19 protein-coding genes are annotated in these 25,781 nt (G+C 70.0%); 13 read left to right on the top strand and 6 right to left on the bottom strand.

All coding sequences use genetic code 11. From position 1 onward, the window contains the following. Window positions 1-19 precede the first annotated feature (19 nt). Window positions 20-3,157 (bottom strand): caspase family protein, encoded by a 3,138-nt coding sequence (locus FMM06_RS16605; RefSeq protein WP_144335414.1) that lies wholly within the window; start codon window positions 3,155-3,157, stop codon window positions 20-22. A gap of 269 nt (window positions 3,158-3,426) precedes the next feature. On the opposite strand from FMM06_RS16605, the gene FMM06_RS16600 reads away from it, so the two are divergent. From FMM06_RS16600 to FMM06_RS16585, 4 genes are all read left to right on the top strand, one after another. Next, window positions 3,427-4,653, top strand: coding sequence for a CaiB/BaiF CoA transferase family protein (locus tag FMM06_RS16600; protein ID WP_144335541.1), 1,227 nt, complete (start codon window positions 3,427-3,429; stop codon window positions 4,651-4,653). Next, complete coding sequence (locus tag FMM06_RS16595) at window positions 4,647-6,383, top strand: adenylate/guanylate cyclase domain-containing protein (protein ID WP_144335413.1); 1,737 nt, start codon at window positions 4,647-4,649, stop codon at window positions 6,381-6,383. The genes FMM06_RS16600 and FMM06_RS16595 overlap by 7 nt, the downstream gene beginning before the upstream one ends. A 62-nt stretch (window positions 6,384-6,445) precedes the next feature. Next, window positions 6,446-7,489: a PEPxxWA-CTERM sorting domain-containing protein gene (locus FMM06_RS17320; protein ID WP_144335412.1), complete on the top strand. Its 1,044-nt coding sequence runs from the start codon at window positions 6,446-6,448 to the stop codon at window positions 7,487-7,489. 10 nt (window positions 7,490-7,499) lie between these two features. Continuing rightward, on the top strand, window positions 7,500-9,413 hold the full coding sequence (locus FMM06_RS16585) for a tetratricopeptide repeat protein (protein ID WP_144335411.1): 1,914 nt from the start codon (window positions 7,500-7,502) through the stop codon (window positions 9,411-9,413). 119 nt (window positions 9,414-9,532) lie between these two features. On the opposite strand, the gene edd is transcribed toward FMM06_RS16585, so the two are convergent. Genes edd through zwf form a run of 3 tightly spaced genes read right to left on the bottom strand, consistent with a single transcriptional unit; the run spans window position 9,533 to window position 13,342 of the window. Then, entirely contained in the window at window positions 9,533-11,338 is a 1,806-nt protein-coding gene (gene edd, locus FMM06_RS16580) for a phosphogluconate dehydratase (RefSeq protein WP_144335410.1), read from the bottom strand. Beyond that, a complete protein-coding gene (locus tag FMM06_RS16575; RefSeq protein ID WP_144335409.1) occupies window positions 11,338-11,931 on the bottom strand; it encodes a 6-phosphogluconolactonase in 594 nt (197 codons plus the stop codon). The genes edd and FMM06_RS16575 overlap by 1 nt, the downstream gene beginning before the upstream one ends. Further along, window positions 11,924-13,342 carry a glucose-6-phosphate dehydrogenase gene (gene zwf, locus FMM06_RS16570; RefSeq protein WP_144335540.1) on the bottom strand — a complete coding sequence of 473 codons (1,419 nt, stop codon included), beginning with the start codon at window positions 13,340-13,342 and terminating at the stop codon, window positions 11,924-11,926. The genes FMM06_RS16575 and zwf overlap by 8 nt, the downstream gene beginning before the upstream one ends. 58 nt (window positions 13,343-13,400) lie before the next feature. Here zwf and rbfA point away from each other — a divergent pair, with 58 nt between their 5' ends. From rbfA to FMM06_RS16535, 7 genes are all read left to right on the top strand, one after another. Continuing rightward, the gene (gene rbfA / locus FMM06_RS16565; protein ID WP_144335408.1) at window positions 13,401-13,859 is read left to right on the top strand and encodes a 30S ribosome-binding factor RbfA; all 459 of its coding nucleotides are present in this window, start codon (window positions 13,401-13,403) and stop codon (window positions 13,857-13,859) included. Continuing rightward, window positions 13,856-14,359: an HIT family protein gene (locus tag FMM06_RS16560; RefSeq protein ID WP_144335407.1), complete on the top strand. Its 504-nt coding sequence runs from the start codon at window positions 13,856-13,858 to the stop codon at window positions 14,357-14,359. The genes rbfA and FMM06_RS16560 overlap by 4 nt, the downstream gene beginning before the upstream one ends. A gap of 1 nt (window position 14,360) precedes the next feature. After that, window positions 14,361-14,876 (top strand): GNAT family N-acetyltransferase, encoded by a 516-nt coding sequence (locus FMM06_RS16555; RefSeq protein WP_235889363.1) that lies wholly within the window; start codon window positions 14,361-14,363, stop codon window positions 14,874-14,876. After that, complete coding sequence (locus FMM06_RS16550) at window positions 14,870-15,727, top strand: alpha/beta fold hydrolase (RefSeq protein WP_144335405.1); 858 nt, start codon at window positions 14,870-14,872, stop codon at window positions 15,725-15,727. Before FMM06_RS16555 ends, FMM06_RS16550 begins: the two co-directional genes overlap by 7 nt. Before the next feature lie 26 nt (window positions 15,728-15,753). Next, window positions 15,754-17,073: a PQQ-dependent sugar dehydrogenase gene (locus FMM06_RS16545; protein WP_144335404.1), complete on the top strand. Its 1,320-nt coding sequence runs from the start codon at window positions 15,754-15,756 to the stop codon at window positions 17,071-17,073. 78 nt (window positions 17,074-17,151) lie between these two features. Continuing rightward, entirely contained in the window at window positions 17,152-18,366 is a 1,215-nt protein-coding gene (locus tag FMM06_RS16540; protein ID WP_144335403.1) for an acyl-CoA dehydrogenase, read from the top strand. Between the two features lie 122 nt (window positions 18,367-18,488). Continuing rightward, entirely contained in the window at window positions 18,489-20,297 is a 1,809-nt protein-coding gene (locus FMM06_RS16535) for a right-handed parallel beta-helix repeat-containing protein (RefSeq protein WP_144335402.1), read from the top strand. Between the two features lie 49 nt (window positions 20,298-20,346). Here FMM06_RS16535 and FMM06_RS16530 read toward each other — a convergent pair whose 3' ends face one another. Beyond that, the gene (locus FMM06_RS16530) at window positions 20,347-21,915 is read right to left on the bottom strand and encodes an O-antigen ligase family protein (RefSeq protein ID WP_144335401.1); all 1,569 of its coding nucleotides are present in this window, start codon (window positions 21,913-21,915) and stop codon (window positions 20,347-20,349) included. Between the two features lie 126 nt (window positions 21,916-22,041). Between FMM06_RS16530 and FMM06_RS16525 the strand changes: the two genes are divergently transcribed. Then, window positions 22,042-23,430, top strand: coding sequence for a GumC family protein (locus tag FMM06_RS16525; RefSeq protein WP_144335400.1), 1,389 nt, complete (start codon window positions 22,042-22,044; stop codon window positions 23,428-23,430). On the opposite strand, the gene FMM06_RS16520 is transcribed toward FMM06_RS16525, so the two are convergent. Continuing rightward, the gene (locus FMM06_RS16520; RefSeq protein WP_144335399.1) at window positions 23,427-25,076 is read right to left on the bottom strand and encodes an NAD+ synthase; all 1,650 of its coding nucleotides are present in this window, start codon (window positions 25,074-25,076) and stop codon (window positions 23,427-23,429) included. The genes FMM06_RS16525 and FMM06_RS16520 overlap by 4 nt on opposite strands. Before the next feature lie 91 nt (window positions 25,077-25,167). On the opposite strand from FMM06_RS16520, the gene tssD reads away from it, so the two are divergent. Next, complete coding sequence (gene tssD / locus FMM06_RS16515) at window positions 25,168-25,647, top strand: type VI secretion system tube protein TssD (RefSeq protein WP_144335398.1); 480 nt, start codon at window positions 25,168-25,170, stop codon at window positions 25,645-25,647. The last annotated feature ends 134 nt before the right edge of the window (window positions 25,648-25,781 follow it).

Genomic DNA, 25,781 nt, shown 5'->3' with positions numbered 1-25,781 from the left:
CGGGGCCCCCGGTACCCGGTCAGCGCGAGCGTAACGAATTAACCGGCTTTGTCACGCGACGCAGCACCATGGTCGCCGGCGTGCCGGTGAAGTCGAACAGCGCCGGCTGCTGGACGCGCGTGACGCTGGCGTCGGGGGCGTCGAACCACACTACTGCACCCGCGGGCCGCGGCGCGGCGACGGTGCGAGCCAGCTTGACGCCACCGGCGCGCAGTTCGGCGGCAAGGCCGGGCATGCGCCGGACGCCATAGTCCAGCCATTCGCCGAGCGTCACCGCGCCGTCGCGGTTCGCATCGGCGCGCCATTCCAGCCCCTCGTTGAGCGCATAGCTCAGCAGCCCGTGGCCGAGCTTTCCGTCCTCGAGCGCGACGTCGTTCGCCTGCGTCGCCGCGAGGATGCGAATGCCCTTGTCGAACGCCAGCTGGCCCAGCCCGGGATCGCCCATCGGCCCCGGCTTGAAGCCGCCGCCGTCGACGCTGGCGGCCGAATGGCAGGCGTCGATGACGAAGGCGATCTCGCCCGCATCGAGCTGGCGCAGCCAGGCGGTCAGTTCGACCGAGGAGATCATCGTCTGCAGCTGCGGCGCGCCCGTCACCTGATCCTCGTCGGCGTCCCACGGCAGCAGGTAGAACTGCCGGTCGAGCGTCGTGCCGTGCCCTGAGAAGGCGATCAGCACCGCATCATCGGGGCCGACGGGGGTCAGCTTGGCGAGGTCGATGCCCGCCTCGCGCTGCTCCTCCCGATTATACGCGTCCTCATTGCCGCCCAGCGCCAGCAGGACACTGCGGATGATGGGCTTGGTCGCGCGGTTGCCGCCGGCGTCGCTGATCAGCGGAATGACCGTCACATCGGCGTCGGGCACGTTCGCGAGCGCCGCAGAGATGCTGCGCGCGTCGTTCGCGGCGTAGCTGAGGTGCCATTCCGGGTTGCGCGTCCTGTCGACGCCGATCGCGACGACGACGAGGCGGCGGCGCGGCGGGGTCCGGGGCGGCGGCACGACCAGCGTGCGTCGCGCGGTCTCGCCCTTCACCCGGTCCTCGTTGAATGCATAGGCGCTGAACTCCACCTTGCCGCCGCTGCGGGGCACCGCGACCTCGAAGGTCTCGCGGTAGCGTTCATGCTCCATCGCCTGAGGCACCGCCGTCGCGGCGCGCCACGCGGGCAGCGTCTTGCCCTCGTCGCGCGCCACGCCGAGGTTCGGCGTCTGGCGCACCAGCCGGCCGTCGCGGAACAGCCGCAGGTCATAGATCCCCGACAGGCGCTTGCCGTTGGGGACATTGGCGTTCCTGCCCTCGCGCGCCTCGACGGTGACGCGCGCGATACCGCCCTGCTGCTTGACCTCGACGATCGCGACCTCGGGCAGCACGCGGTTGAGGTCGGCCATCGACGGCAGCGGCGGAAACTCGGCCGCGCACCCGGCCTCGACGCACGCCAGCGTCCGGCGCAGCAGCCCGGGCTCGTACAGGTTGCGCATGAAAGTCTGCGCACCCAGCGACTGCAACGGCGCGTCGTCCATCACCCAGCGCAGCTCGTTGGTGTCCGCCCCCAGGTTGGTGTCGTAGCGCCCGGCCGGATCGACCGCGAAGAACTTGCCGTCTGGGAAGCTGTAGACGGTCAGCAGCTCGGTCCAGGTTCGCGTATCCCAAAAGCGCGCGCCGCCGTTCTGCGACAGGCCGACGAACACCGGCTTGCCGGGCAGGAAGTCGAAGGCCAGCGCGGCGTCGGTCGTCAGGCCGCCGAGGGTTTTGCCGCTCTCGGCGTCGACGCGGCTCAGGTCCGCTCCCGCCGAGCCGGCGACGAGCGTCCGGCCGTCGCTGGCGAGCAGGTCGGTCGACATCTCCCGCTGGAAGTCGATCGCGCGCTTGCCCGGCGTCCACGAGAAGAACAGGAACGAACCCGTCCCGACGACGCGGCGACCGTCACTGCTGACGGCGAGCGAGCCGACCCAATTGGGTAGCGACGCCTGCTCGACGAGGTTGATCTGGTCGGTGACGCGCGCTCGGTCGAGCTCGACGACGTGGACTGCGCTGGCGCGGTTGCCGGTGTCGTGCGCAACGACGATGCGGCGTCCATCGGGATATGCGGCGATGCGCTCGAGCCGCAGACCCTCGAGACCGGTGACTGCGAGGCGCTGCCACGTGCCTTTGTCGAGCCGCGGGTCCAGTTGCCACAGCCCGCGCTCGCTCGCGGTATCCGGCGCGGCGCGGTCGCGCCCGCGGCAGTCGCCGGGGCGGCCGATGCCGATCAGCTGCCCGCGTGCCGAGACCACCGCACAGCGCGCAGGGATGTCTCGGACCGCCCGGCCGGCGGCCAAGTCAACGAGCGCGGCGCGGCCGGGGGCGTCATAGTCGACGGTGTCGTATACGAAGGCGTTGAGCATATCCTCGTACGCCAGCAGCACGGTATCGGCGTCGATCCAGACGATCCGGTCGAAGAAGCCGGTTAGCGTAACCGCCGGACCGGCGGTTGCGCCGCCGAGCGAAAGCGTCTCGATCGTCGTCGCCCAGCGGCGCGGTGCCAACCGCTTGTGGCTCAGGAGCGCCAGCCTCGTGCCGTCGCGCGACACCGATGCGACGGCGAAGCTGCGCGCCGTCGGGTGACCAATGATGCGCGGCGCCCCCGCGGCGGGTCGCAGCTGCAATCTGGCGTCTGCACCATAGCCGAGAGTGCCGATGTTCGGCAGGATATGCGTCTTCAGCGGCTGCGGTCCGAACGTCTTGCGGGCGGGCTTGCGAAGCGGCTTGCCCGTTACCGTCGCGACGACGCGGCGCAGGCGCAGGTCGACGGTCAGCGTCTCTTCCTGCTCGAACGTCGTGTTCGGTGGGATTGTATCGACGGGCGCATAGCCCCACCCGGCGATCGTCGCGTGGCGCATGTCGGGAGAGACGGTCAAGCGGTCGAACGCCGGAAAATGATTATTGTTATAGGGCAGGCGGAATCGGTCGATGATGTTGCCCGTCGCCGCGTCGCGGATCAGCACGCTGTTGTCGCCCGAACTGGCGGTAACGATGATCTGCCGGTCAGCGCTCGCACTCGCGACATTGGCGACGGTCGCGTGATCGACCTGCAGCACGACGCGCGGCACCAGTGGCGGCGCGTCGGCGGCGGCGCCCCGCGCAGCCAGCAGGAGGATCGTCAGCAAGGCGTGTCGCAGCACCACGGCGGCCCCCCGTCAGCCGGTTGCGCCAACGTAACGGAACCGAAGCAGATGTCACGAACTGTTGGCGTGCTGCCAATCAGATTTAGATTGACTTTTTGAACCAGATCGGTTAGACGTCAGAAAGCTGCACTTGGGCCTGACCGAAGCATGACCGTCGGGCGCAGGAGCCCGCGAAAACGAGCCTCACGAGTGTAAAATTCGCTTACTTGTTCATCTTCGCCGTCACCTTTGCGCCCGCGTCACGATTGGGGCACAGCATCGGCGGCATGGCTCCGCTGTCGCATATCCGCATCCTCGACCTGTCGCGCATCCTGGCGGGGCCCTGGGCGTCGCAGACGCTCGCCGACCTGGGGGCGACGGTGATCAAGATCGAGCAGCCGGGCAGCGGTGACGACACGCGCGGCTGGGGGCCGCCGTACGTCCACGACCGCGACGGCCAGCCGACGACCGACTCGGCCTATTACCTCGCGATCAACCGCAACAAGCAGTCGGTGGCGGTCGACATCGCGACCCCCGAGGGACAAGCCATCGTCCGCGACCTGGCGCGCAACGCGGACGTGGTGATCGAGAACTTCAAGGTCGGGGGGCTGGCGAAATACGGCCTCGACTACGCCGGGCTGAAGGCGGTCAAGCCCGACCTCGTCTATTGCTCGATCACCGGCTTCGGCCAGACCGGACCCTATGCCCCGCGCGCCGGGTACGACCTGCTGCTGCAGGCGATGGGCGGGCTGATGAGCATCACCGGCGGCGCCGACGGCGCGCCCGACGCGGGGCCGCAGCGGGTGGGGGTGGCGGTCGTCGACCTGCTGACCGGCATGTACGCCGCCGTCGGCATCCTGGCGGCGCTGACCCACCGCGACCGGACGGGGGAGGGGCAGAGCCTCGACATCGCGCTCCTCGACGTCAACGTCGCTTCCCTCGCCAATCAGGCGCTCAACTACCTTGTGTCGGGCAAGCCGCCGGGGCGGATGGGCCTCGCCCACCCCAACGTCGTGCCCTACCAGGACTTCCCGACCGCCGACGGCGCGATGATCGTCGCGGTCGGCAACGACGGGCAGTTCGCGCGCTTCGCCGACGCGTTGGGGCTGGGCGCGATGGCGGCCGACCCGGCCTACGCGACCAACGCCGCGCGGGTGGTCAACCGCGTGCCGCTGATCGCCGCGCTGTCGGCCGCCACCGCGACGAGGCCGACGAAGCACTGGGTCGAGGTGCTGGAGGCCGCCACCGTGCCGTGCGGGCCGATCAACGACATCGCCCAGGTCTTCGCCGACGAGCAGGTCGTGGCGCGGCAACTGGCGCTCGACCTGCCGCACCCCGTGGCGGGCAGCGTGCCGACGGTCGCCAGCCCGCTGCGCCTGTCGGCCTCGCCGGTCGAGTATCGCAATGCCCCGCCGCCGCTGGGGCACGACACGCGCGAGGTACTGGCGCGCGACCTGGGGCTGGGGGCTGACATGATTGACGACCTCGTGCGGCGCGGCATCGTCGCGTGCTGATCGCCGATCCGATCGACGAGACCGCGGCCGCGCGGGCGGCCCTCGCGCGCGGCGACCTGATCGCGACCTACGACCTCGCGCAGACCGCGCTGGCCCAGGACGGCGGACTGGCGGCGGCATACCTGCTGGTGCTGGCGCTGGCACGCATGGGCGACACCGCGGCGGCGCGCGCCCACTATGCCGCCCGCGGCCTCGACCTGGCGCGCGACGTCGATTCCCGGGCACTGGGTGCACGGCTGGCGAAGGACGCCGCCGAGGTGCTGAGCGGTGCCGAGCGCGCCCGCGCCTTCGCCGAGGCGAGCGCGGCTTACGCCTCGATCCACGACGAGACCGGCGACGCCTTCCCCGGCATCAACGCCGCGAGCCTCGCGCTGCTGGCGGGCGACGCCGACGCGGCACGGGCGCGGGCGACGCAATTGCTGGGCGACCTGCCCGAGCCCGCCGACTTCTGGGGCGCCGCGACGCGAACCGAGGCGCTGCTGCTGCTGGGCCGCGATGCCGAGGCGGCGGCTGCCATCCGCGCCGCGCTGGCGCTGCCCGGCAGCAACCCCGGCGCGCGCTCGACGACCGCGCGGCAGTTCGAGCTGCTGGCACGCGGTGCGGGGCTCGACCCCGAGCGGCTGGTCCGCGACGCGCTGCGCCCACCGGTGACCTTGTTCTACTGCGGCCACATGTTCCTCGCCGATGCTGCGGCCGAGGCCGAGCTGGCGGCGCGCATCGATGCGGTGCTCGATGCGACCCCGGTCGCGGTGGCGTACGGGGCGCTGGCGTGCGGCACCGACATCCTGGTCGCCGAGCGGCTGCTGGCGCGCGGCGCCGAGCTCAACGTCGTGCTGCCCTTCCCGGTCGACCAGTTTGCGGCATTGTCGGTCGATCCCGGCGGCGCGGCATGGCGCGCACGCTTCGATGCCACGCTGGCGGCGGCGTCCGCGGTCGATATCGCCTCGCCGATCGGCGACATCGGCGATCCGGCGGCGTTCAGCTATTCGAGCAATATCGCAATGGGCATGACGCGGCTGCGCGCCCGCCAGATCGGCGGCCCGGCGAAGCTGCTCGCGGTATGGGACGGTGCGGCGGCGCGCGGCGTGGCGGGCACCGCGGTCGATGTCGCGGCGTGGCAGGACGCGGGCGGCGAGGCGATCGTGCTGGGTGCCGACGGCCTCGACCGCCGCCTCAACCGGCCCAAGCTGCCCGCCGCCTACGATGGGCCGGCGCGCGCCGTGATGGCGGTGGTGTTCGCCGACTTCCCCGGCTTCGCGCGCCTGACCGAGATGGAGCTGCCGCGCTTCTGGCGCGACGTGATGGGCACCGTGGCGAATGTCCTCGATGTCCACGCCGCATCGGTCAGGTGCCGCAACAGCTGGGGCGACGCGTTGTTCGCCGTGGTCGAGGGCAGCGCCGTCGCCGCCGAGCTGGTGCTGTCGCTGCAGGAGGCGCTGGCGCGGCTCGGCACCGGCGCAACGCTTCGCGTCGGCGTCCACTACGGCGCGATGTTCGCGGTCCCCGATCCGATCACCGGCCAGCCGACCTTCTATGGCTGCGAGGTGGCGCGCGCCGCGCGGATCGAGCCGGTGACCCCGCCGGGGCAGGTCTACGTCACCGAAAGCTTCGCCGCCGCGCTGGCGATGGCGGCGCCCGATCGTTTCGCCTGCCGCTATGTCGGCCGCGTGGCGCTCGCCAAGGATTACGGCACCTTCCCGATGTACCGCCTGTCACGCGTCGAGCATTGATCGACTCTTTCCAAATTCCTGCTATGCAGGCGCTCGTTAGGGGTAGCGCAAGGGGAGTAACGATGGGACGCAAACTGTTGGGGAGCGCGCTGCTTGCGCTGGTCTTGGCGGCACCTGCCGCGGCCGAAGTGACCGGCATCGTCACCGTCGCCAATTCGCAGATCATTCTGACCCCTGACGAGGGGACATTCGTCTTTGATTACACGGGCGAGAACCTGTCGGACGCGGTCGGCGACCGCTTCGGCAGTAATGCCGCCTTCTCCTCGACCTCCGACGTCGCGGGCGACAGCATCGTCTTCCAGAACGGCAATGCTGCGGCGGGCATCGCGTCGCAGGTGAGCTCTTTCACCAGCCTCGACATCACCTTCCGCAACAGCGGCACGACGGCGGTGCAGCCGATCCTGCACTCGTCGATCACGCCCGCCGGCCTCGGCCTGTTCGTCAGCGCGTTCTGCGGCGAAGAGGCTCGGCTGCCGAACTGCGGCGGTAGCAACGATTACGGACCGCTGTCGGTGCAACAGCGCAGCCTGAATGGCGGCGAGGGCAGCATCATCGCGTCGTCGAGCTTTTTCTTCAACGTGCTGAGCGACGGCAACGCCATCTACTCGATCTCGGGCGGCATCTCGCTGGTCTATGATTTCAGCCTGCAGCAGGCGATCGTCGTCACCGACCTCGCCGACGCTTCGGCGCGACTGACCAACTTCAATCTCGTCACCGACCCCGAGGACCCGTACGCGATCGGCTTCGCCTGGGACGCCACCGACATCGACATCGCGATCGAGGGGCTGCTCAATCCGGGTGAGCTCCGCACGCTGACCTACGAGACCGGCGTCACCAGCTTCACGCGTAACCAGAGCTTCGACGGCCGCAACGTCGTCGCCTATGCCGGCTTCGGCGATCCGATCGGGCGCAACGGCAGCATCCCGCCGCCGCCTTCGTTCACTGCCTTTGGCTTCGACACGCCGACCTTCGGCGACGACGGCAGCCTCGACGTGACCTATACGGGCTCGCTGGTTCCCGAGCCCGCGACCTGGGCGATGATGATCGGCGGCTTCGGTCTGGTCGGCGCAGCGGCACGGCGGCGGCGGACGCTGGTCGCGGCGTGACCGTCACACGATGAGCGGTGCGCCGGAGGAGGGACCCGGCACACCGCGCTACCGCGCCTTCATCAGCTATAGCCACCGCGACAAGACCGTCGCGGCATGGCTGCACCGTGCCATCGAGACGTACCGCATCCCCCGCAAGCTGGTCGGGCGCGAGACGCCGGTCGGCCCGGTGCCGCGCCGCGTCGCGCCGATCTTCCGCGACCGCGACGAGCTGCCGGCATCGGGCGACCTCGGGGCCGAACTGCGCAGCGCTCTCGAGAACGCGCTGTTCCTCGTCGTCATCTGCTCGCCCGCGTCGGCCAAGTCGCACTGGGTCAACGAGGAGATCCTGGCGTTCAAGCGGCTGCACGGCGAGCACCGCGTCCTCGCGCTGATCGCCAGCGGCACCCCCTATGCCTCGCTGACCGATACGCCCGACGCCGAGTGCTTCCCCCAGGCGCTGCGCTTCAAGCTCGCCCCCGACGGCAGCCTGTCCGACGAGGCCGCCGAGCCGATCGCCGCCGACCTGCGCGAGGATGCCGACGGCAAGCGCCTCGCCAAGCTCAAGCTGATCGCCGGGCTGACCGCGCTCAAGCTCGACGATCTCGTGAGGCGCGAGGCGCAGCGGCGGCTGCGGCGGCTGCTCGCGGTCACCGTCGCGTCGCTGGTCGGCATGGTCTTCGCGGTCGGCCTCGCGCTCTACGCCAACGCGCGCCGCATCGAGGCCAACGAGCAGAGGCTGATCGCGGTGCGCGAGAGCGCGGCGTCGAAGGCGGCGTCCGACTATCTGATCGGCACCTTCAAGCTGTCGAACCCCGCGACCGAGAACCCGCGCACCGTGACCGCGCTGACCATCCTCGGCCGCTCCGCCGACCGCGCGCGGATCGAGCTTGCCGACCAGCCGGCGATCCAGGCGCGGCTGCTCGCGACGCTGGGCTCCGCATACAACAACCTCGGGCTGTTCACCGAGGCGCGGACCGCGCTGGAGGGGGTGCTGCCGGCGCTGCCGCGCGCCGGGCCCGACGGTGCGCGCGTCCTGCTGACGCTCGCCAACACCAATTTCCAGCTCGGGCGGATGGACGAGGCGCTGGCCAACGTGCGGCGCGCCGAAGCACTGCTCGGCCCCGACCTGACCGCGCACCGCGACCTGCGCGGCCTCGCGGCGGCAACCGAGGGGCCGATCCATACCGGGAGCGGTGACACGCGCGCGGGCATCGCGGCGTTCGACCGCGCGCTGCGCTTCCTGCGCGCCGCGCCCGACACCAAGCCCGAGATGATCGCCACCCTGCTCAACAACCGCGGGCTGGTGATGTCCGACGCGGGCGACTTCAAGGGTGCGGAGGCGTCGCTGCTCGATGCCAACGCGCGCTACCGCAAAGCGCTGGGCGACGATCATCTGACCACCGGCCGGTCGTGGTACGGGCTCGCGCAGAACGCCCTGATGGCGGGCAATCTGCCGGTCGCCGAGGCGCGCATCGAACGCGCGCTGGCGATCGAGCGCCGCGTCCTCGACGCCGACAACCCTATCCTCGGCGATGCGCTGTCGCTGCAGGGGCAGATCCAGCAGGGCCGCGGCGAACTCGACGCCGCGGCGCGGTCGCTGCGCGAGGCGGTGGCGATCTACCGCAAGGCCTACGGTGGCCCGCACTACCAGATCGGCATCGCCGAGGTGTATCTGGCGCTCGTCGAGAGCGCGCGCGGCCGCACCGACGCGGCGCTGACGGTGCTCGACGACGCCAAGCGCAATTACGACGTCAGCTACGGCAAGCTGCACGCCAACCACGGCGACCTGCTGGTCAACCGCGCCACCATCCTGGCTGCCGCAGGGCGCAAGGCGGAGGCGCGCACCGACTGCGCGGCGGGCCTCAAGATCCTGGGCGACACGATCGGCCCGGCGTCGGACTTCACCAAGAGTATGGCCGCGACCTGCGCGAAGCTGGGCTAGTCCCCTCGCACTCTCTCGTCATGCTGGCGCACGCCAGCACCCATCACGCCGCCGTCAACGAGTTCAGGGTTCGCAACGACAATGGGTGCTGGCGTGCGCCAGCATGACGGCGTTAAAGCTTACAGCCCCGCCGCCGCCAGCATCGCCGACGCGCCGCGCTCGGCATCGTCGGCACCGGCGCGCATGAAGGCGAACAGCTCGCGGGCCGTGCCCATGGCGTGCACCGGTTCGGGCGCGGGCGTCCGCGCCGCCCATTCGGCCGCGTCGACGAGCACCGACAGCGTCCCGTCGCGCGCGCAGACCCGCACCATGTCGCCGTCGCGTAAGGCGGCCAGCGGGCCGCCGCCGTGCGCCTCGGGGGTCACATGGATCGCCGCGGGGACCTTGCCGCTGGCGCCCGACATGCGCCCGTCGGTGACCAGCGCGACCTTGAAACCGCGGTCCTGCAGCACGCCGAGCGCCGGGGTGAGCTTGTGGAGTTCGGGCATGCCGTTGGCGCGCGGCCCCTGGAAGCGCACGACGACGACGACGTCGCGGTCGAGCTCGCCCGCCTTGAATGCCGCACCGACGTCGTTCTGATCTGCGAAGACGCGGGCGGGCGCTTGAATCGTCCAGCGGTCGGGCGATACCGCGCTGGTCTTGAAGGTCGCGCGCCCCAGATTGCCCTGCACCAGCCGCATCCCGCCGTCGGGCGCGAACGGCTCGGCCGGGGTGCGGAGCATCGCGGCGTCGAGCGACGCAGGCGGCGGATCGCGCCACACCAGCGCCTCGCCGTCGAGCGCGGGCTCCCGCGAATGGTCGCGCAGGGACGCGCCCGCGACGGTGACGATATCGTCGTGGAGCAGCCCGGCATCGAGCAGCGCGGCAATCGTGAACGCCATGCCGCCCGCCGCGTGGAAGCGGTTCACGTCGCCCTCGCCGCTCGGGTAGATGCGCGCGATCAGCGGCACGGCCGAAGACAGCCGATCGAGGTCTTCCCAGTCGATGACGATCCCCGCCGCCCGCGCGATCGCCGGGATGTGCAGCGCGTGGTTGGTCGATCCCCCGGTTGCGAGAAGCCCGACCGCGGCGTTGACGATCGCCTTTTCATCGATGCAGCGCCCGAGCGGCCGGTCCTCGGCCGTCATCGCCGCCAGCCGGTGCGTCGCGGCGCGGGTCAGCGCGGTCCTGAGCGGCGTGCCCGGATTGACGAAGGCGCTGCCGGGCATGTGCAGCCCCATCACCTCCATCATCATCTGGTTCGAATTCGCGGTGCCGTAGAAGGTGCAGGTGCCCGGCGAGTGATAGGACGCGGCCTCGGCCTCGAGCAGCTCGGCGCGCGTCGCCTTGCCCTCGGCATAGAGCTGGCGGACGCGCTGCTTCTCCTTGTTGGGCAGCCCCGACGGCATCGGCCCGGCGGGGATCAGAATCGCGGGCAGGTGCCCGAAGCGCAACGCGCCGATCAGCAGACCCGGCACGATCTTGTCGCAGATGCCGAGCAGCGCGACGCCGTCGAACATGCCGTGGCTCAGCGCGACCGCGGTGCTGAGCGCGATGTTATCGCGGCTGAACAACGACAGCTCCATGCCGACCTGCCCCTGCGTGACCCCGTCGCACATCGCCGGCACGCCGCCCGCGACCTGCGCCGTGGCCCCGACCTCGCGCGCGAAGACCTTCATCTGCGCCGGGTAGCGCTCGTAGGGCTGATGCGCCGACAGCATGTCGTTGAACGCCGTGACGATGCCGAGGTTCGGCGCGCGCCCGCCGCGGATCGCGGGCTTGTCGCCCTCGGCCGCCGCGAAGCCGTGCGCGAGGTTGCCGCACGACAGGCTCTCCCGCCGCAACCCCGACTCGCCCTCGCGCTCGATCAGCGCGAGATACGCGGCACGCCCGGCGCGGCTGCGCTCGATGATCCGGTCGGTGACGGCGGCGACGGTCGGGTGCATCACGCGCTCCAGAAGATCGTGACCGCCCCCCGCGCCATGCGGAGCAGGCGGGCGACGGGGAGGGTGCCGCCCGCCAGCGCCGCCTCGAGGGCGCGGCGCTTGGCGTCGCCTTTGATGAGCAGGACGAGATGGTCGGCAGCAGCGATTGTCCCGAGGGACAATGTCAGGCGCGACACCGGCGCTTCGGGCGGCAGCGGATCGGGCGTCACCGCGATGACACCGGTGTCGGCGTCGCGCGCCGGATCGACGCTGGGGAAGATCGACGCGACATGGCCGTCCATGCCGACGCCGAGCCAGACGAGGTCGAGGGGCGGCACTTCGAGCCCTTCGCTCAGCGGCGTCAGCACCGCGTCGGTCTCGGCAAAGGCGCGCGACAGGGCGCCGAAATTGCTCAGGGGATCGTCGTGGGGCACCTGCCGCTCGTCGCCCGGCATCAGCGTGACGCGGTCCCACCCCAGCGGCAGCGCGGCGAGTTCGGCGAAATAGGGCAGCGGCGTCGCGCCGCCGGGCAGCGCGAAGACCCCGCCGACCTGCATCTCGGCCGCGACATGGTCGACGAGCCCGCTCGCGCTCGCCCAGCGTGGCTCAGTCATGCCATTCGCGCCCGTCACGCGCCATCAGCGCCTTTGCGGCGTCGGGACCCCAGCTGCCGGGCGCATAGGGACGCGGTGCCATGCCGGTTGCGGCCCAGCCCGCGCGGATGCGGTCGATCCACGCCCATTGCGCCTCGACCTCGTCGCGCCGCACGAACAGCGTCGGGTCGCCCTCGATCAGGTCGAGCAGCAGGCGCTCGTAGGCGATGCGGCGGCGCGTGTCGGCAAACGCGTTGGCGAGCCCGATGTCGAGCGGCACCTCGCGCAGCTTCAAGCCGTCGCGGTCGAGGCCGGGCTGCTTCGCCATCATCGTCAGCCGGATATTCTCGTGCGGCTGCAGGCGGATGACGAGGCGGTTGGCGCACAGCGGGCCGCTGCGGTCGCCGAAGATCGAGTGCGGCACCGGCTTGAACTCGACGGTGATCTCCGACTGGCGCGCGGTCAGGTGCTTGCCGGTGCGGAGGTAGAAGGGCACATCCTTCCAGCGCCAATTGTCGATGTGCAGCTTGAGCGCGACGAAGGTCTCGGTGACCGAGGCGCGGCCCAGCTCATCGGCATAGCCCGCGTACTGCCCGACCACGCTGCACGCCTCGACCTCGACCGCGCCGATCGGCCGGAGCGAGCGCAGCACCTTGACCTTCTCGTCGCGCACGCTGGTGGCGTCGAAGCGCGCCGGCGGCTCCATTGCGACCAGCGCGACGAGCTGGAGGATGTGGTTCTGCACCATGTCGCGCAGCGCCCCCATGCCGTCATAATAGTCGCCGCGCCCCTCCAAACCGACGGTTTCGGACACGGTGATCTGGACATGGTCGATGCCGTCCTGGTTCCACAGCGGCTCGAACAGCAGATTGGCGAAGCGCAGCGCAAGCAGGTTCTGCACCGTCTCCTTGCCGAGGTAGTGATCGATGCGGAAGGTCCGCGCCTCGGGGAAGGCGGCGCGCACCGCGTCGTTGATCGCTGCGCTCGACGCGAGATCGTGACCGAGCGGCTTTTCGAGCGCCAGGCGGGTGCCGTCGCCCGCGAGGCCCGACGCCTGCAGCCCGGCGATCGTCGGTTCGAACAGCGACGGCGCGGTCGACAGGAAGATCGACAGGTCGGGCGTGTCGCCGACCGCGGCCTTCAGCGCGTCGAAGCCCTGCGGCTGGCTGGCGTCGAGGGGTACGTAGCTGAGCCGTGCGAGAAACTGCGCGACCGCTGCCGGGGTGCGCCGCTCGGCATCGATCGCGCTTTCGAGCGCCTCGCCCGCCATCTCGCGAAAGCCCGCGTCGTCGAGCTTGCTGCGGGCCGTCGCGACGATGCGCAGGTCGGCCGGCAGCAGCCCGTCGGCGTCGAGGCCGAACAGCGAGGGCAGCAGCATGCGCCGCGACAGGTCGCCCGTGGCCCCGAACATCAACAGTGCCGCCACGTGCATCCCCTCGCGTCCCGCGCGCTCCCTAGCGCGCGACCGCCGCACGGCATAGAGGGAAGGCATGAAGGTAACCCCCGACGAAAAGGGCCGCTCGGTGCGCCTGCTGCGCATCGGCGAGCAGGTCCGCCACGCGCTCGCCGCGATCCTGCTGCGCCGCGAGCTTCGCGACGAGCTGCTCGACAAGACGATCGTTTCGGTCAGCGAGGTGCGCGTGTCGCCCGACCTGCGCCACGCCACCGCGTTCATCAAGGCGCTGGGCGACGTCGACGAGCAGGCGGTGATCAAGGCGCTGGCGAGCCATGCCGGCTATCTGCGCGGCGAGATCGCGCGCCAGCTGTCGACCAAATACACCCCCGACCTGCGCTTCCGCCGCGACGAGAGCTTCGATGCGGGTGCGCGCATCGACGCGATCCTGCGCCAGCCGCACGTCGCGCGCGACCTGCGCCACGACGCGCCGCCGACGCGCCTGTCCGACGCCCGCCGGGCGCGCGAGGAAGCGGAGGAGAAGGGGGACGAATGATCCGTGCCGTTACGATCGCGCTGCTGCTCGCTGCCTGCGCGCCGCAGGCCCGGCTGCAAGCGCTGCCCGCCGCCGTCGCGGGATCGTACGACCTGCAGAACCCGTTCGCGAAGATCATCCGCGGCGAACTGCCCGCCGCCAAGGTCTACGAGGACGAATATGTCCTCGCCTTCATGGACCATGCACCGCTGACACCCGGGCACGTGCTGGTGATCTCCAAGACCAGCCGGGCGCGCAACCTGCTGGAGATGTCGCCACGCGATCTGACGCGGATCATGAACGTCGCACGCCGCGTCGCGCGCGCGCAGCTGGTCGCGCTCGCACCCGATGGCATCGACGGCAACCGTGTCGAGCAGAACATCGGTGGGGCGCAGTCGGTCTTCCACCTTCACGTCCATGTGGTGCCGCACCGCCGCGGCCAATGGGCGACCGTGCAAAAGCCGACGCCGCTCGCCGAGCGGCAGGCGATGGCGGCAAGGCTCGCCGCGGCGATGGATTAGGGTGGACCCGCTGCACGTTGCACTGGGCGACGTCCTCGTACCGCTCGCCGAGGTCCATCGCGAAGCCTTGCGCGCCGCGTGCGCCGCCGACCCCGAGGTCTGGGACATCTACCCTTACTCGATGCTCGGCGACGCCTTCGATCCCGTATTCGACGCGATGCTGGCGACGCCGGGGCGGCTGGCGTTCGCGGTGCTGGATAGTGGCGCGGTGGTCGGCTGCACATCGTACTGGCCCGACGCGGCGCGGTTCACGGTCGAGATCGGCGGCACCTTCATTCGCCCGGACAAGCGCGGCGGCGGCGTCAACGCCGGCCTCAAGCGCCTGATGATCGACCACGCCTTCGCGCAGGGCTTCGAGCGCATCGAGTTTCGCATCGACACACGCAACACCCGCTCGTGCCGCGCGGTCGAGAAGCTGGGGTGCACACGCGAGGGCGTCCTGCGCCGCAACCGCCGGACCTGGACGGGGTACGTCCGCGACACCGCGATCTACTCGCTGCTGCCGCACGAATGGTGACCCGCAGCGTCCGCGCCGGGCACGGCGTCCTCGAATGGCTGGGCGACCCCGCACGGCCATGGCTGCATTTCGCGCACGCGACGGGGATGTGCGCCGAGGTCTATGCGCGGCTGCTCGACCCCTTGGCGCGCGAGTTCAACATCGTTGCGAGCGACGCGCGCGGGCACGGGCGGTCGACGCTGCCCGCCGACCCGGCGGCGATGACCTCGTGGCGCGTCTATCAGGACGATCTCGCGGCGCTGCTTGCGACCTACGACGCGCCCGCGTGGCTGCTCGCCGGCCATTCGATGGGGGCGAGCGTCAGCATCGAGCTCGCGGCACGCCGGCCCGAACTGGCGACCGCCGTGGTGCTCGTCGAACCCGCCTTCGTGCCCTTCGACGGCGTCGCGCCATGGCAGGACGGGGGTATCGCCAACCCGCTCGCCGAGCAGGCCGCGCGCCGCCGCGACCGCTTCGCCAGCGTCGATGAGGCACGCGCGCAATGGCACGGACGCGGCGTCTTCCGCGGCTGGGACGATGCCGACCTCGACGCCTATCTGGCGGGCGGCCTTCGCCCCGATGGCGACGGAGTTATGCTGGCGTGCGCCCCGGCGTGGGAGGCGGCGACCTTCGCGGCGGTCACGTCCGCAGTCGAAGCCGCGGTGCGCGCCTGGCAGGGGCCGCTCGCGCTGCTTCACGGCACGCGCTTCAGCACGGTCAGCCAGGCCGACGCCGATACCGTCGCCGCCCTAGGTGGTGCCGTGACGCGCGTCGACGGCGCCTCGCATTTCCTGCCGCTCGAACACCCCGATGCCGTGCGTGCGGCAATCCGCGCCGCCGCCGCCGGAACGGTCGCCGCGGCGCACCGTTAGACCGCAAACCTGCGAAGGCTCTCGACATGCGCCACCTGATCCCCGTTGCCGCCGCCCTGACGCTCGTCGCGTGCGGCGATACCGCGACACTGCCCGTCGAGGCCGGCTACGGCCCCAACCCGACCCTCGTCGCGCCCAACAAGACCCTGCTGCCGACGGTCAAGATCGCCAAGGTCGTCGGCTGGCAGGCGGGCAAGCCGACCGCGGCGCCCGGCCTCGCGGTTTCGGCCTTCGCGTGGGGCCTCGACCATCCGCGCTGGATCTACACGCTGCCCAACGGCGACGTGCTCGTCGCCGAGAGCAATGCGCCGCCCCGCCCCGAGGAAGAGGCCAGCATCAAGGGCAAGATCCAGAAGCTGATCATGGGCCGCGCCGGCGCGACGGTGCCGTCCGCGAACCGCATCACCCTGCTCCGCGACGCCGACGGCGACGGCCGTGCGGAGGTGCGGTCGGTGTTCCTGCAGGGCCTCAACTCGCCGTTCGGCATGGTGCTGGTCGGCAGCGACCTCTACGTCGCGAACACCGATGCGGTGGTGCGCTTTGCCTATTCGCCGGGCGCGACGACGATCACGACGCCCGGGACCAAGCTTGCCGACCTGCCCGCGGGCCCGCGCAACCATCACTGGACGAAGAACATCATCGCCAGCGCCGATGGCGCGACTTTGTACGCGACCGTGGGCTCGAACTCGAACGTCGCCGAGAACGGCATGGACGCCGAGAAGAACCGTGCAGCGATCCTGCAGATCGACCGCGCCACCGGTGCGACGACGCTGTTCGCCAGCGGCCTGCGCAACCCCAATGGCCTGGCATGGAACAAGGCGAGCGGCGCGCTGTGGACGACGGTCAACGAGCGCGACGAGATCGGCAGCGACATCGTCCCCGACTATATGACATCGGTGAAGGCGGGCGGCTTCTACGGCTGGCCGTACAGCTATTACGGCCAGACCGTCGACGAGCGGGTCGAGCCCGCCAATCCGGCACTCGTCGCCAAGGCGATCAAGCCCGATTACGCGCTGGGGCCGCACACCGCGTCGCTCGGCCTGGCGTTCAGCGACGGCGCCAAGGGGCTGCCCGCGACCTTCGCCAGCGGCGCCTTCGTCGGCCAGCACGGATCGTGGAACCGCAACCCGCCGTCGGGCTACAAGGTGATCTTCGTGCCGTTCGCGGGCGCGACACCGGCGGGCATGCCGGTCGACGTGCTGACCGGCTTCCTCGACGCCGAGGGCCGCGCGCAGGGCCGCCCGGTCGGCGTCGCGATCGACGGCAGGGGCGCGCTGCTGGTCGCGGACGACGTCGGTAACGTCATCTGGCGCGTGACCGGGCCGACGCAGACCGCGGCGCGCTAGCGGCATATTCCAGGGCCGCATCCATGCGGCACCAAGTCGAGGGTGCATGCGCGCGCGGTTTTCGCTATCCTGCCGCCCATGAACATCGCGACCAAGATCGAACTCACCGGTGCCTCGCCTGCCTGGGCGCGCTTCGACTGGCAGGATCCGCTGCTTCTCGAAAGCCAGCTGACGCCTGAGGAGCGCATGGTGCGCGATACCGCGCGCGCCTTCTGCGACGAGCATCTGGTGCCCGCGGTGCGCGAGGCGAACCGCCACGAGCGGCACGATCCCGAGCTGATGCGCAAATTCGGGCAGGCCGGGCTGCTCGGCCCGACGATCGAGGGCTTTGGCTGCGCGGGCGTCAGCTACGTCGCCTACGGCCTGATCGCGCGCGAGGTCGAGCGCGTCGACTCGTCGTACCGCTCGGGGATGAGCGTCCAGTCGAGCCTCGTGATGTACCCGATCTGGGCGTACGGGTCGGAGGCGCAGCGCGAGGCCTATCTGCCCAAGCTCGCGAGCGGCGAATGGACCGGCGCGTTCGGCCTGACCGAGCCCGACGCGGGGTCGGACCCCGGCGGCATGAAGACCCGCGCGCGCACCGTTGCCGATGGCTACGTCCTCAACGGCGCGAAGATGTGGATCACCAACTCGCCGATCGCCGACGTGTTCGTCGTCTGGGCCAAGGGCGACGACGACAAGATCCGCGGCTTCATCCTCGAACGCGGCGATGCCGGCCTGTCGACGCCCAAGATCGAGGGCAAGTTCGCGCTCCGCGCCGGGGTCACCGGCGAGATCGTCATGCAGGACGTCCACATCCCCGCCGACCGGCTGCTGAGCGGCGTCGAGGGGCTCAAAGGGCCGTTCGGCTGCCTCAACAACGCACGCTACGGCATCGCCTGGGGCGCGATGGGCGCCGCCGAATATTGCTGGCACGCCGCGCGCCAGTACACGCTCGACCGCAAGCAGTTCGGCCGCCCGCTCGCCGCGACGCAGCTCGTGCAGAAGAAGCTCGCCGACATGCAGACCGAAATCGCGCTGGGCCTCAACGCTGCGTTGACCGCGGGCCGCCTGATGGACGAGCACCGGCTGGCGCCCGAGACGATCAGCCTGATCAAGCGCAACAATTGCGGCAAGGCGCTCGATATCGCGCGGGTCGCCCGCGACATGCACGGCGGCAACGGCATCAGCGACGAATATGGCGTGATCCGCCACGTCATGAATCTCGAGGCGGTCAACACCTACGAGGGCACGCACGACGTCCATGCGCTGATCCTCGGCCGTGCGCAGACCGGGCTGCAGGCGTTCTTCTGACGCCCAAACTAAACATCCGCTAACCGAGGCCGTTTTGGTTACCGCGCGGGTAACCCATTTCGCGCATCAAGCCGGACCGCAAGCCGACGTGAACCTCCCTGCAACCAGCCGGGAGACTTCACATGCCTGCCACGATCATCAAGGTCAGCAACGCCGCGCAGCTCGCCGCCGCGATCAAGTCGATCAAGGGTGGCGAGACCATCCTCCTCGCCGCCGGCGACTATGGTGCGGTCTCGATCGTCAGCCGGATGCTGACCTCGACGGTGACGATCAAGTCGGCCGACCCCGCCAACGACGCGCGCATCAGCGACCTGCGCATCCACCAGTCGTCGGGCTTCCGGATCGAGGACATCGACCTCAACCGTCCGCTCAAGGCCGGCGAGGCCGACTTCACCCAGGCCGCCTATATTTCGAGCTCGAACAACATCCAGCTCGTCGGGATGGACTTCCGCGGCTCGATGGACGGCAATGCGAAGAACGACGGCGTCGCGCTGCGCGTCACCGGCAGCACCGGCGTCTCGGTCACCGGCTCGACCTTCGAGCAGTGGAGCACGGCGGCCTGGTTCGCCGACAGCAAGGCGATGACGGTCAGCGGCAATACCGTCACCGGCGTCGTCAAGACCTTCACCTTCAGCGGCATGTCCGGCACCACCGTCGCCGACAACAGCTTCGTGGGCGTCAAGACGGGCTGGGCCCCGGCGGTCGACGGCGTGTCTTTCCGCAACAATGTCGTCAGCGGCATCGCCGAACCGGCCAGCGGCAAGGGCGTGACGATCGCGGTCGCCAACGCCGCGCAGCTCGCGACCGCGGTCGCGGGCGCCAAGGGTGGCGAGACCATCCTGCTCGCCGGCGGCAGCTACGGCGACCTGACCATCAAGAACAAGGCGTTCGCCGACGCGCTGACCATCAAGTCCGCCGACGGCGCCAACGACGCGGTGTTCACCTCGATCCGGGTTCATGCCGCGAGCGGCGTCGTGTTCGACGACATCGACGTGCGCCGCACGCTGCTGGCAGGCGAGGGCGACTGGACGCAGTCGGTGTATGTCAGCGACTCGAGCCGCATCGACTTCGTGCGCACCGACTTCGCCGGGTCGCTCGACGGCAATACGTGGAACGACGGTCACGGCCTGCGGGTCGACCAGTCGAAGGACGTCCGGGTCGTCGACTCGACCTTCGAACAGCTGAAGGTCGCGGCGAGCTTCAGCAACAGCAGCGGCATCGCCGTCGTCGGCAACAGCGTCACCGACGTGCGCGAGGGCTTCGACTTCGCTGCCGTGCAGAAGGTGACGATCGCCCAGAACCGGTTGACCGGCTTCGATCCCAACTATGCCGCCGGCGACCACAGCGACGCGATCCAGTTCTGGAACGCGGGCGTCAACAAGGGGTCGAGCCAGGTCGTCATCCGCGACAACGTCATCCTGCAGGGCGCCAACGGCGGCACCCAGGGCATCTTCATCGGCAGCGAGGTGGCAACGGCGCGCCACAGCGACTTCGTGATCGAGAACAACCTGTACAACGGCGACGCGCGTCACGGCATCTCGATCTACGCCGTCGACGGGGCGGTCATCCGGGGCAACACCGTGACCAGCGCGCCGAACGGCTATCTCGAGGCCGGGATCAACATCAACGGCTCGGCCGGCGTACTCGTCGAGAACAACATCACGCCGCTGCTGCTGCAGGACAAGTTCAACAGCGGCGTGACGCTGCGCGGCAACGTCGATCTGTGGGACCGCAACTACAAGACCGGGCTGACGCTCGCCCAGGTCTTCGACACGCCCGCAGGCGGCCTGTTCGCGGAAAGCAGCTACGTCGCGAAGGGCGCCAGCGGCTTTCACGGCTTCGACGGCATCGGTGCTAGCAGCTTCGACCTGCAGAGCTTCAAGGGGTCGGCCGAGGTCGGCGCGCTGCTCCAGACGCTGCACATCGCCTGAAGGCCGCTACACCGGCGGTCCGCATGGACCGCCGGTGTAGCGCTGTCGATCAGGCGGCGGGAAGGGCGCCGTAGGGTGCCGGCGTGCGGCCCGGCACGGCCAGCCCGTCACGCGCCCGCTGGCGCACCGCGACGGCGAAGACCATGCCGAGGAAGACGAAGGCCAGCGGCATATTGAACTCGCTGCTCAGCACCGACTTGATGACGAAGAAATTGAGCAGCGCGATCGTCGCCGGACCGACCAGCGCTTCCTCGCCCTCCGGTGCCTTCAGGTACATCTTGAGGCCCCAGAAGAACTGCCCGCCGAACAGCAGGACGAACGCCGCGAAGCCGACGAAACCGTATTCGAGAAGCAGCGACAGATAATAGGTGTCGATCGTCCCCAGCCCGCCGGGGCTGAAATAGCCGAGCACGTCGCCGCTGGTGCCCGGGCCATGACCGACCGGGTTCGACAGCACCTTCGGAATCCCCATCGACCATTGTTCGGTCCGCGCTTCCGAACTGGCGGCATGCTGTCCGCCGCCGTAGATCATGACGTACAGGCGCCGCCACGCCAGCGACAGGGCGAGGAAGATCGCCCCGCCGACCGGCAGCATCGCCAGCAGCGACACGCCGATCAGGCTGTCGCGCTTCAGCTTCCAGTGACGGAAGGCGGCGAAACCGCCGTACAGCATCACCGACATGAAGAAGCCGATCATCCCCGAGCGGGCGCCCGAGAGATACATGCCCGCCAGCACCGCGAGCAGCCCGGCGATCAGCAGTCCCTTGCGGACCCAGCCGCGCGACGTGATCGTCAGATGGATGATGAACGGATAGACGATCGCCAGATACTCGGCGAACGTCAGGCTGACGTTGAAGGTCGAGCGCGCCCGGTAAAGGTCGGTACCGGCGCGTCCCTGCGAGCCCAGCACGCGTCCGAGCAGCGATTCGTCGACCTTCAGCCACGACGGGATCGAGTTCATCCACGGCACCATCTGGATATGGTATTCATAGATCGCGAGGCAGCTGATCAGGATCGCCGACCACACCAGCACCCGGACGATGCGCTCCATGATCCCGGGCCGCACGCACAGCCACACCGCCAGCACGAACATCAACGTCCAGAAGATCTGGTTGTTGATCCACTTGTTGAGGCTGAACGGCGGCGACGACGACAGCGGAATGGTCAGCAGCGTCATCGTCCAGAACACCCAGAAGGCGGCGTTGAGGAGCGGGATCGAGCGCATCCCCGCCGCCAGCTCGGCGCGCATCGTCGACGAGGACGAATAGGCGATCAGCGAGATGACGAGCAGCGCGAAGACGACGATCCGCGGCGGGTTGATCCACGGCAGGCCCGGCAGGTCGAGCGACAGATAGTTGGGCCACAGGCAGTTGGCGGCGATCCATACGACGAGCAAGGTCGCCAGCAGCTTGTCGGGGACGTGCCCGCCGTCGGGCAGCAGCCACAGGATCAGCGCCACGCCGGCGATCAGCGGCAGCGCCACGATGAACATCAGCTGCGGCGGCAGCAGCGCGACCAGCACGCCGGTCAGCGCGGCATAGGCGAGCAGGAACAGCAGCGACAAGGGGCGGAAACGCCGCCCTGCCCGCCCGTTCCGATACGGCGTCAGCACCGCCATCGTCAGTAAACCCCACCACCACGCATCACACCGCACTATCCCAATGCGGCACGCGGGGCCAGTGCGTGAAACCGCTGCGCAAAACCATTGGCGGCGGCGGCGGGGGATGGGCTAGGGTCGCGGGCGATGACGATGACGCAGTTCCTGCTGATCCTCAATGCCGGCCGCTGGCGGCTGCTGCTGTGCGTCGCGGCGTGCGTGGGGGCTGCGATGGTCTTCGCGATGCGGCTGCCGCCAACCTATGAGGCCCGGGCGCGCGTCATTCTCGAACTGGTCAGCCCCGACCTGGTGACGGGTGCCCAGATCGGCGCCGACGGCACCGAATCCTATGTGCGGACGCAGCAGCTGCTCGCGATGAGCGAGCGCACCGCACTGCGCGTCATCGACAAGCTCGGCTGGGCCGAGAACCCCGCGGTGATCGAGGCGTTCAACAACGCGACCGGCGGGCTCGGCGACATCAAGACCTGGGCCGCGCGGCGGATCATGGCGGAAACCGCGGCCGTGCCGCTTGAAGGCGGCGGCACGATGGAGATCGTCTACCGCGCACCCGAGGCCGATGCCGCCAAGCTGATCGCCGGACTGATCCGCGAATCGTATATCGAGACCGCGCTCGAGCTCCAGACCGACGGCGCGGCGCGGCGCGCCGACCGCTACGACCAGCTGGCGGTGCAGGCACGCGCGCGTCTCGCCGCGGCAGAGGCCGCCTATACCGGCCTGCAGCGCGCCACGGGCACCGTCGCCGACAGTGCGGGCAACGACCTGGAGAGCGGCGCGCTTGGCCGGCTGCAGACTGCCGAACTCGCCGCCGCCGCAGCCGGGCCCAGGCGCCGCCCGACCGAGAACGCCGCGCTGATCGCCCAGCTGAGCCGGCAGCTGAACGGGCTCGAACAGCAGATCGGCATCGCGCTGACCCAGCTCGGCCCCGCCAACCCGGATTACCAGTCGCTGCTCGCACGGCGCGATGCGACGCGCGCGGCGCTATCGCAGGCGGTCGCGGCGGCGCAGAACGACAGCGGCATCGCGGCGGCGCGACGGCTGCGGACCGAGACCGAGGCGGCGTACCGCGACGAGCGGGCGCGCATCCTCGCCCGCAGCCCCGAAATGCTCAAGCTGGCGCAGGCGCTGCGCCAGGTCACCGTGCTACGCGCCGACCTGGAACGCATCATGCGCAACGGTGCCGAATTGCGGCTGCAGTCCGAACGCACCCAGAGCGGGCTGGTGGTGATGGGCGACGTGCTGTCGAGCAACGAGCCCGTCGCGCCCAATATCCCGCTGATCGCGACGCTCGCGACGCTATTCGGCCTTGGCCTGGGGTTCGTGTCGGTGACCATCGACGGCCTGCTGCGGCGCGAGGTGCTGGGCGCGAGGGATCTGGAAGTCGCCAGCGGGGTGCCCGTGCTCGGTGTCGTCCCCGCCGGCCCGCGCGGGCCGTGGCAGGAGCGCTGGACCGCCGTCTGGTCGGCGCTGCGCGCGCGGCTGACTCGCTCGCGACGTCTCGAACCCGCCGAGGCCTAGGCCGTCCGGAAGGCGTTGGTGATCGGATAGCGCCGGTCGCGGCCGAAGTTGCGGCGCCCGATCTTGACCCCCGGAGGCGCCTGGCGGCGCTTGTATTCGGCGACGTAGAGCAGCCGCTCGACCCGCGCGACGAGGTGCGCGTCATGCCCCTGCGCCACCAGGTCGGCGGCCGACAGCTCGTCCTCGATCAGGCCGGTCAGCACCGCGTCGAGCACCGCATAGGGCGGCAGCGAATCGTCGTCGCGCTGGTTGTCGCGCAGCTCGGCGGTCGGGGGCTTGTCGATCACCCGCTGCGGCATCACCGGCCCGGCCGGTCCCATTCCCAAACGCGGTTTATGCGCGTTGCGCCATGCCGAGAGCGCGAAGACGCTGGTCTTGTACACGTCCTTCAGCACCGAATAGCCGCCCGCCATGTCGCCGTAGATCGTCGCGTAACCGACCGACATCTCGCTCTTGTTGCCGGTCGTCAGCAGCATCGGGCCGAACTTGTTCGACAGCGCCATCAGGCTGAGCCCGCGGATGCGCGACTGGATGTTCTCCTCGGCGAGGTCGGGCGCGCGCCCCTCGAACAGGGGCGCCAGCATGTCGTCGAAGGCGGTCATCGCGGGCGCGATCGGCAGCGTGTCGAGGCGCATGCCGAGCAGGCGCGCGCAGCCGGCGGCATCCTCCAGGCTGTCGGCGCTGGTGAAGCGCGACGGCATCATCACGCCCCACACCCGGTCGGGCCCTAGCGCATCGACCGCGACCGCCGCCGACAGCGCCGAGTCGATCCCCCCCGACAGGCCGAGCACGACGCCGGGGAAGCGGTTGGCATTCACATAGTCGCGCAGGCCGACGAGCATCGCGTGGTAGATTTCCTCCCACGGCCCTTCTGCCGGGGCGACGTCGCCGTGGGCACAGTCCCAGCCCGTCGCAGTGCGCGACCAGTCTGTCCGGACAATCGCCTCGTCCCAATCCGCCATGCGCAGGCGCAGGTGCCGGTCGCCGCCGAGCACGAAGCTGGCGCCGTCGAACACCAGCTCGTCCTGCCCGCCGACGCGGTTGAGATAGGCGAGCGGCAGCCCGGTCTCGACGACGCGGCTGACCGTCGAACTCAGGCGCTTGTCGTCCTTGCCGATCTCATAGGGGCTGCCGTTGGGGACGAGCAGCAGCTCGGCACCCGTCTCCGCCAGGCATTCGGCGACGTCGGGGCCCCAGATATCCTCGCAGATCGGCACGCCGACGCGGACACCGCGGAAGTTCAACGGGCCCGGCAGCGGCCCCGCGTCGAACACCCGCTTCTCGTCGAAGACGCCGTAGTTCGGCAGCAGATGCTTGCGCGTGATCGTCACCGTGCCGCCGTCGAGGAGCGCGGCTGCATTGAACAGCCGCCCGTTCTCGGCCCAGGGCAGCCCGACGATCAGCCCGGGCCCGCCGTCCGCAGTCGCCGCCGCCAGCCGGTCGAGCTCGGCGCGGCACGCCGCGACCGCCGCGGGCTTGAGCACCAGATCCTCCGGCGGATAGCCGATGATCGACAGCTCGGGGGTGACGACGAGATCGGCGTCGGGAACGCTCGCACGCGCCGCGAGGATGGCATCGCCGTTGCCGCGCAGGTCGCCGACCGACGATCCGAGCTGCGCGAGCGCGATGGTCAGGCGGTCGGTCATCGCCTCCGTCTAGGTCGCGTCTGCACCGCGGGCAACGGGGTTGCACTGTCGCGCCGGGTCGCGCGATACTCGTTACGCAGGGAGACCGGACATGCCGACCTATCTGAAACTGACCGGCACCAAGCAGGGCTGGATCAAGGGCGGCTCGATCCAGAAGGGCCGCGAGGGGCAGATCGAGGTCCATTCACTCGACCACGGCATCGCCCGCCCCGACCCCGCCGCGCTGGTCGCCACCGGCCGCCTCGGCCATGGCGCGTTCCGGGTGACCAAGCGCATCGACAAGGCGTCGCCCCCGCTTTACGCCGCGCTGGTCGGCAACGAGCTGATGAGCGATTGCCTCGTCAATTTCTGGCTGCCGAATCCCAAGGGGAGCGCCAGTGGAGGCGCCGAGGTGCTGGCCTATACGATCAGGCTGAGCGACGCGGTGGTCACGGCCATCGCGCTGACCCTCGCCGACGCCGCCGCGCCCGACGCCGACAAACGCATCGCGACCGAGACGATCAGCCTAGCGTACAAGTCGATCGAGTGGACCTGGACCGACGGCAACATCATCGCAAACGCGACTCGTTAACCAGATGGGTTGACAATGAGAGCCGTTTGGGTTATACGGGCTGCAGGTCGCGGATGTACTCACAGGTCCGTGGCTCGCCCCTGTTCCCGTCGCGCTGGCGGGGACGTGCGGCGCGATCGATGCAGGATCATGTC

This window comes from Glacieibacterium frigidum, from assembly GCF_007097155.1.
In the GTDB taxonomy this organism is placed as follows: Bacteria; Pseudomonadota; Alphaproteobacteria; order Sphingomonadales; family Sphingomonadaceae; genus Glacieibacterium; species Glacieibacterium frigidum.
The sequence above is the reverse complement of the archived record's forward strand: the minus strand, read 5'-3'. Positions and strand labels throughout refer to the sequence as shown.

Bases quoted from the DNA above. Each gene is read 5' to 3' on its own strand.
- FMM06_RS16600 (WP_144335541.1), top strand. From the start codon at position 3,427: ATGGCTCCGCTGTCGCATATCCGCATCCTCGACCTGTCGCGCATCCTG.
- FMM06_RS17320 (WP_144335412.1), top strand. From the start codon at position 6,446: ATGGGACGCAAACTGTTGGGGAGCGCGCTGCTTGCGCTGGTCTTGGCG.
- FMM06_RS16585 (WP_144335411.1), top strand. From the start codon at position 7,500: ATGAGCGGTGCGCCGGAGGAGGGACCCGGCACACCGCGCTACCGCGCC.
- edd (WP_144335410.1), bottom strand. From the start codon at position 11,338: ATGCACCCGACCGTCGCCGCCGTCACCGACCGGATCATCGAGCGCAGC.
- FMM06_RS16575 (WP_144335409.1), bottom strand. From the start codon at position 11,931: ATGACTGAGCCACGCTGGGCGAGCGCGAGCGGGCTCGTCGACCATGTC.
- zwf (WP_144335540.1), bottom strand. From the start codon at position 13,342: ATGCACGTGGCGGCACTGTTGATGTTCGGGGCCACGGGCGACCTGTCG.
- rbfA (WP_144335408.1), top strand. From the start codon at position 13,401: ATGAAGGTAACCCCCGACGAAAAGGGCCGCTCGGTGCGCCTGCTGCGC.
- FMM06_RS16560 (WP_144335407.1), top strand. From the start codon at position 13,856: ATGATCCGTGCCGTTACGATCGCGCTGCTGCTCGCTGCCTGCGCGCCG.
- FMM06_RS16550 (WP_144335405.1), top strand. From the start codon at position 14,870: ATGGTGACCCGCAGCGTCCGCGCCGGGCACGGCGTCCTCGAATGGCTG.
- FMM06_RS16545 (WP_144335404.1), top strand. From the start codon at position 15,754: ATGCGCCACCTGATCCCCGTTGCCGCCGCCCTGACGCTCGTCGCGTGC.
- FMM06_RS16540 (WP_144335403.1), top strand. From the start codon at position 17,152: ATGAACATCGCGACCAAGATCGAACTCACCGGTGCCTCGCCTGCCTGG.
- FMM06_RS16535 (WP_144335402.1), top strand. From the start codon at position 18,489: ATGCCTGCCACGATCATCAAGGTCAGCAACGCCGCGCAGCTCGCCGCC.
- FMM06_RS16530 (WP_144335401.1), bottom strand. From the start codon at position 21,915: ATGGCGGTGCTGACGCCGTATCGGAACGGGCGGGCAGGGCGGCGTTTC.
- FMM06_RS16525 (WP_144335400.1), top strand. From the start codon at position 22,042: ATGACGATGACGCAGTTCCTGCTGATCCTCAATGCCGGCCGCTGGCGG.
- FMM06_RS16520 (WP_144335399.1), bottom strand. From the start codon at position 25,076: ATGACCGACCGCCTGACCATCGCGCTCGCGCAGCTCGGATCGTCGGTC.
- tssD (WP_144335398.1), top strand. From the start codon at position 25,168: ATGCCGACCTATCTGAAACTGACCGGCACCAAGCAGGGCTGGATCAAG.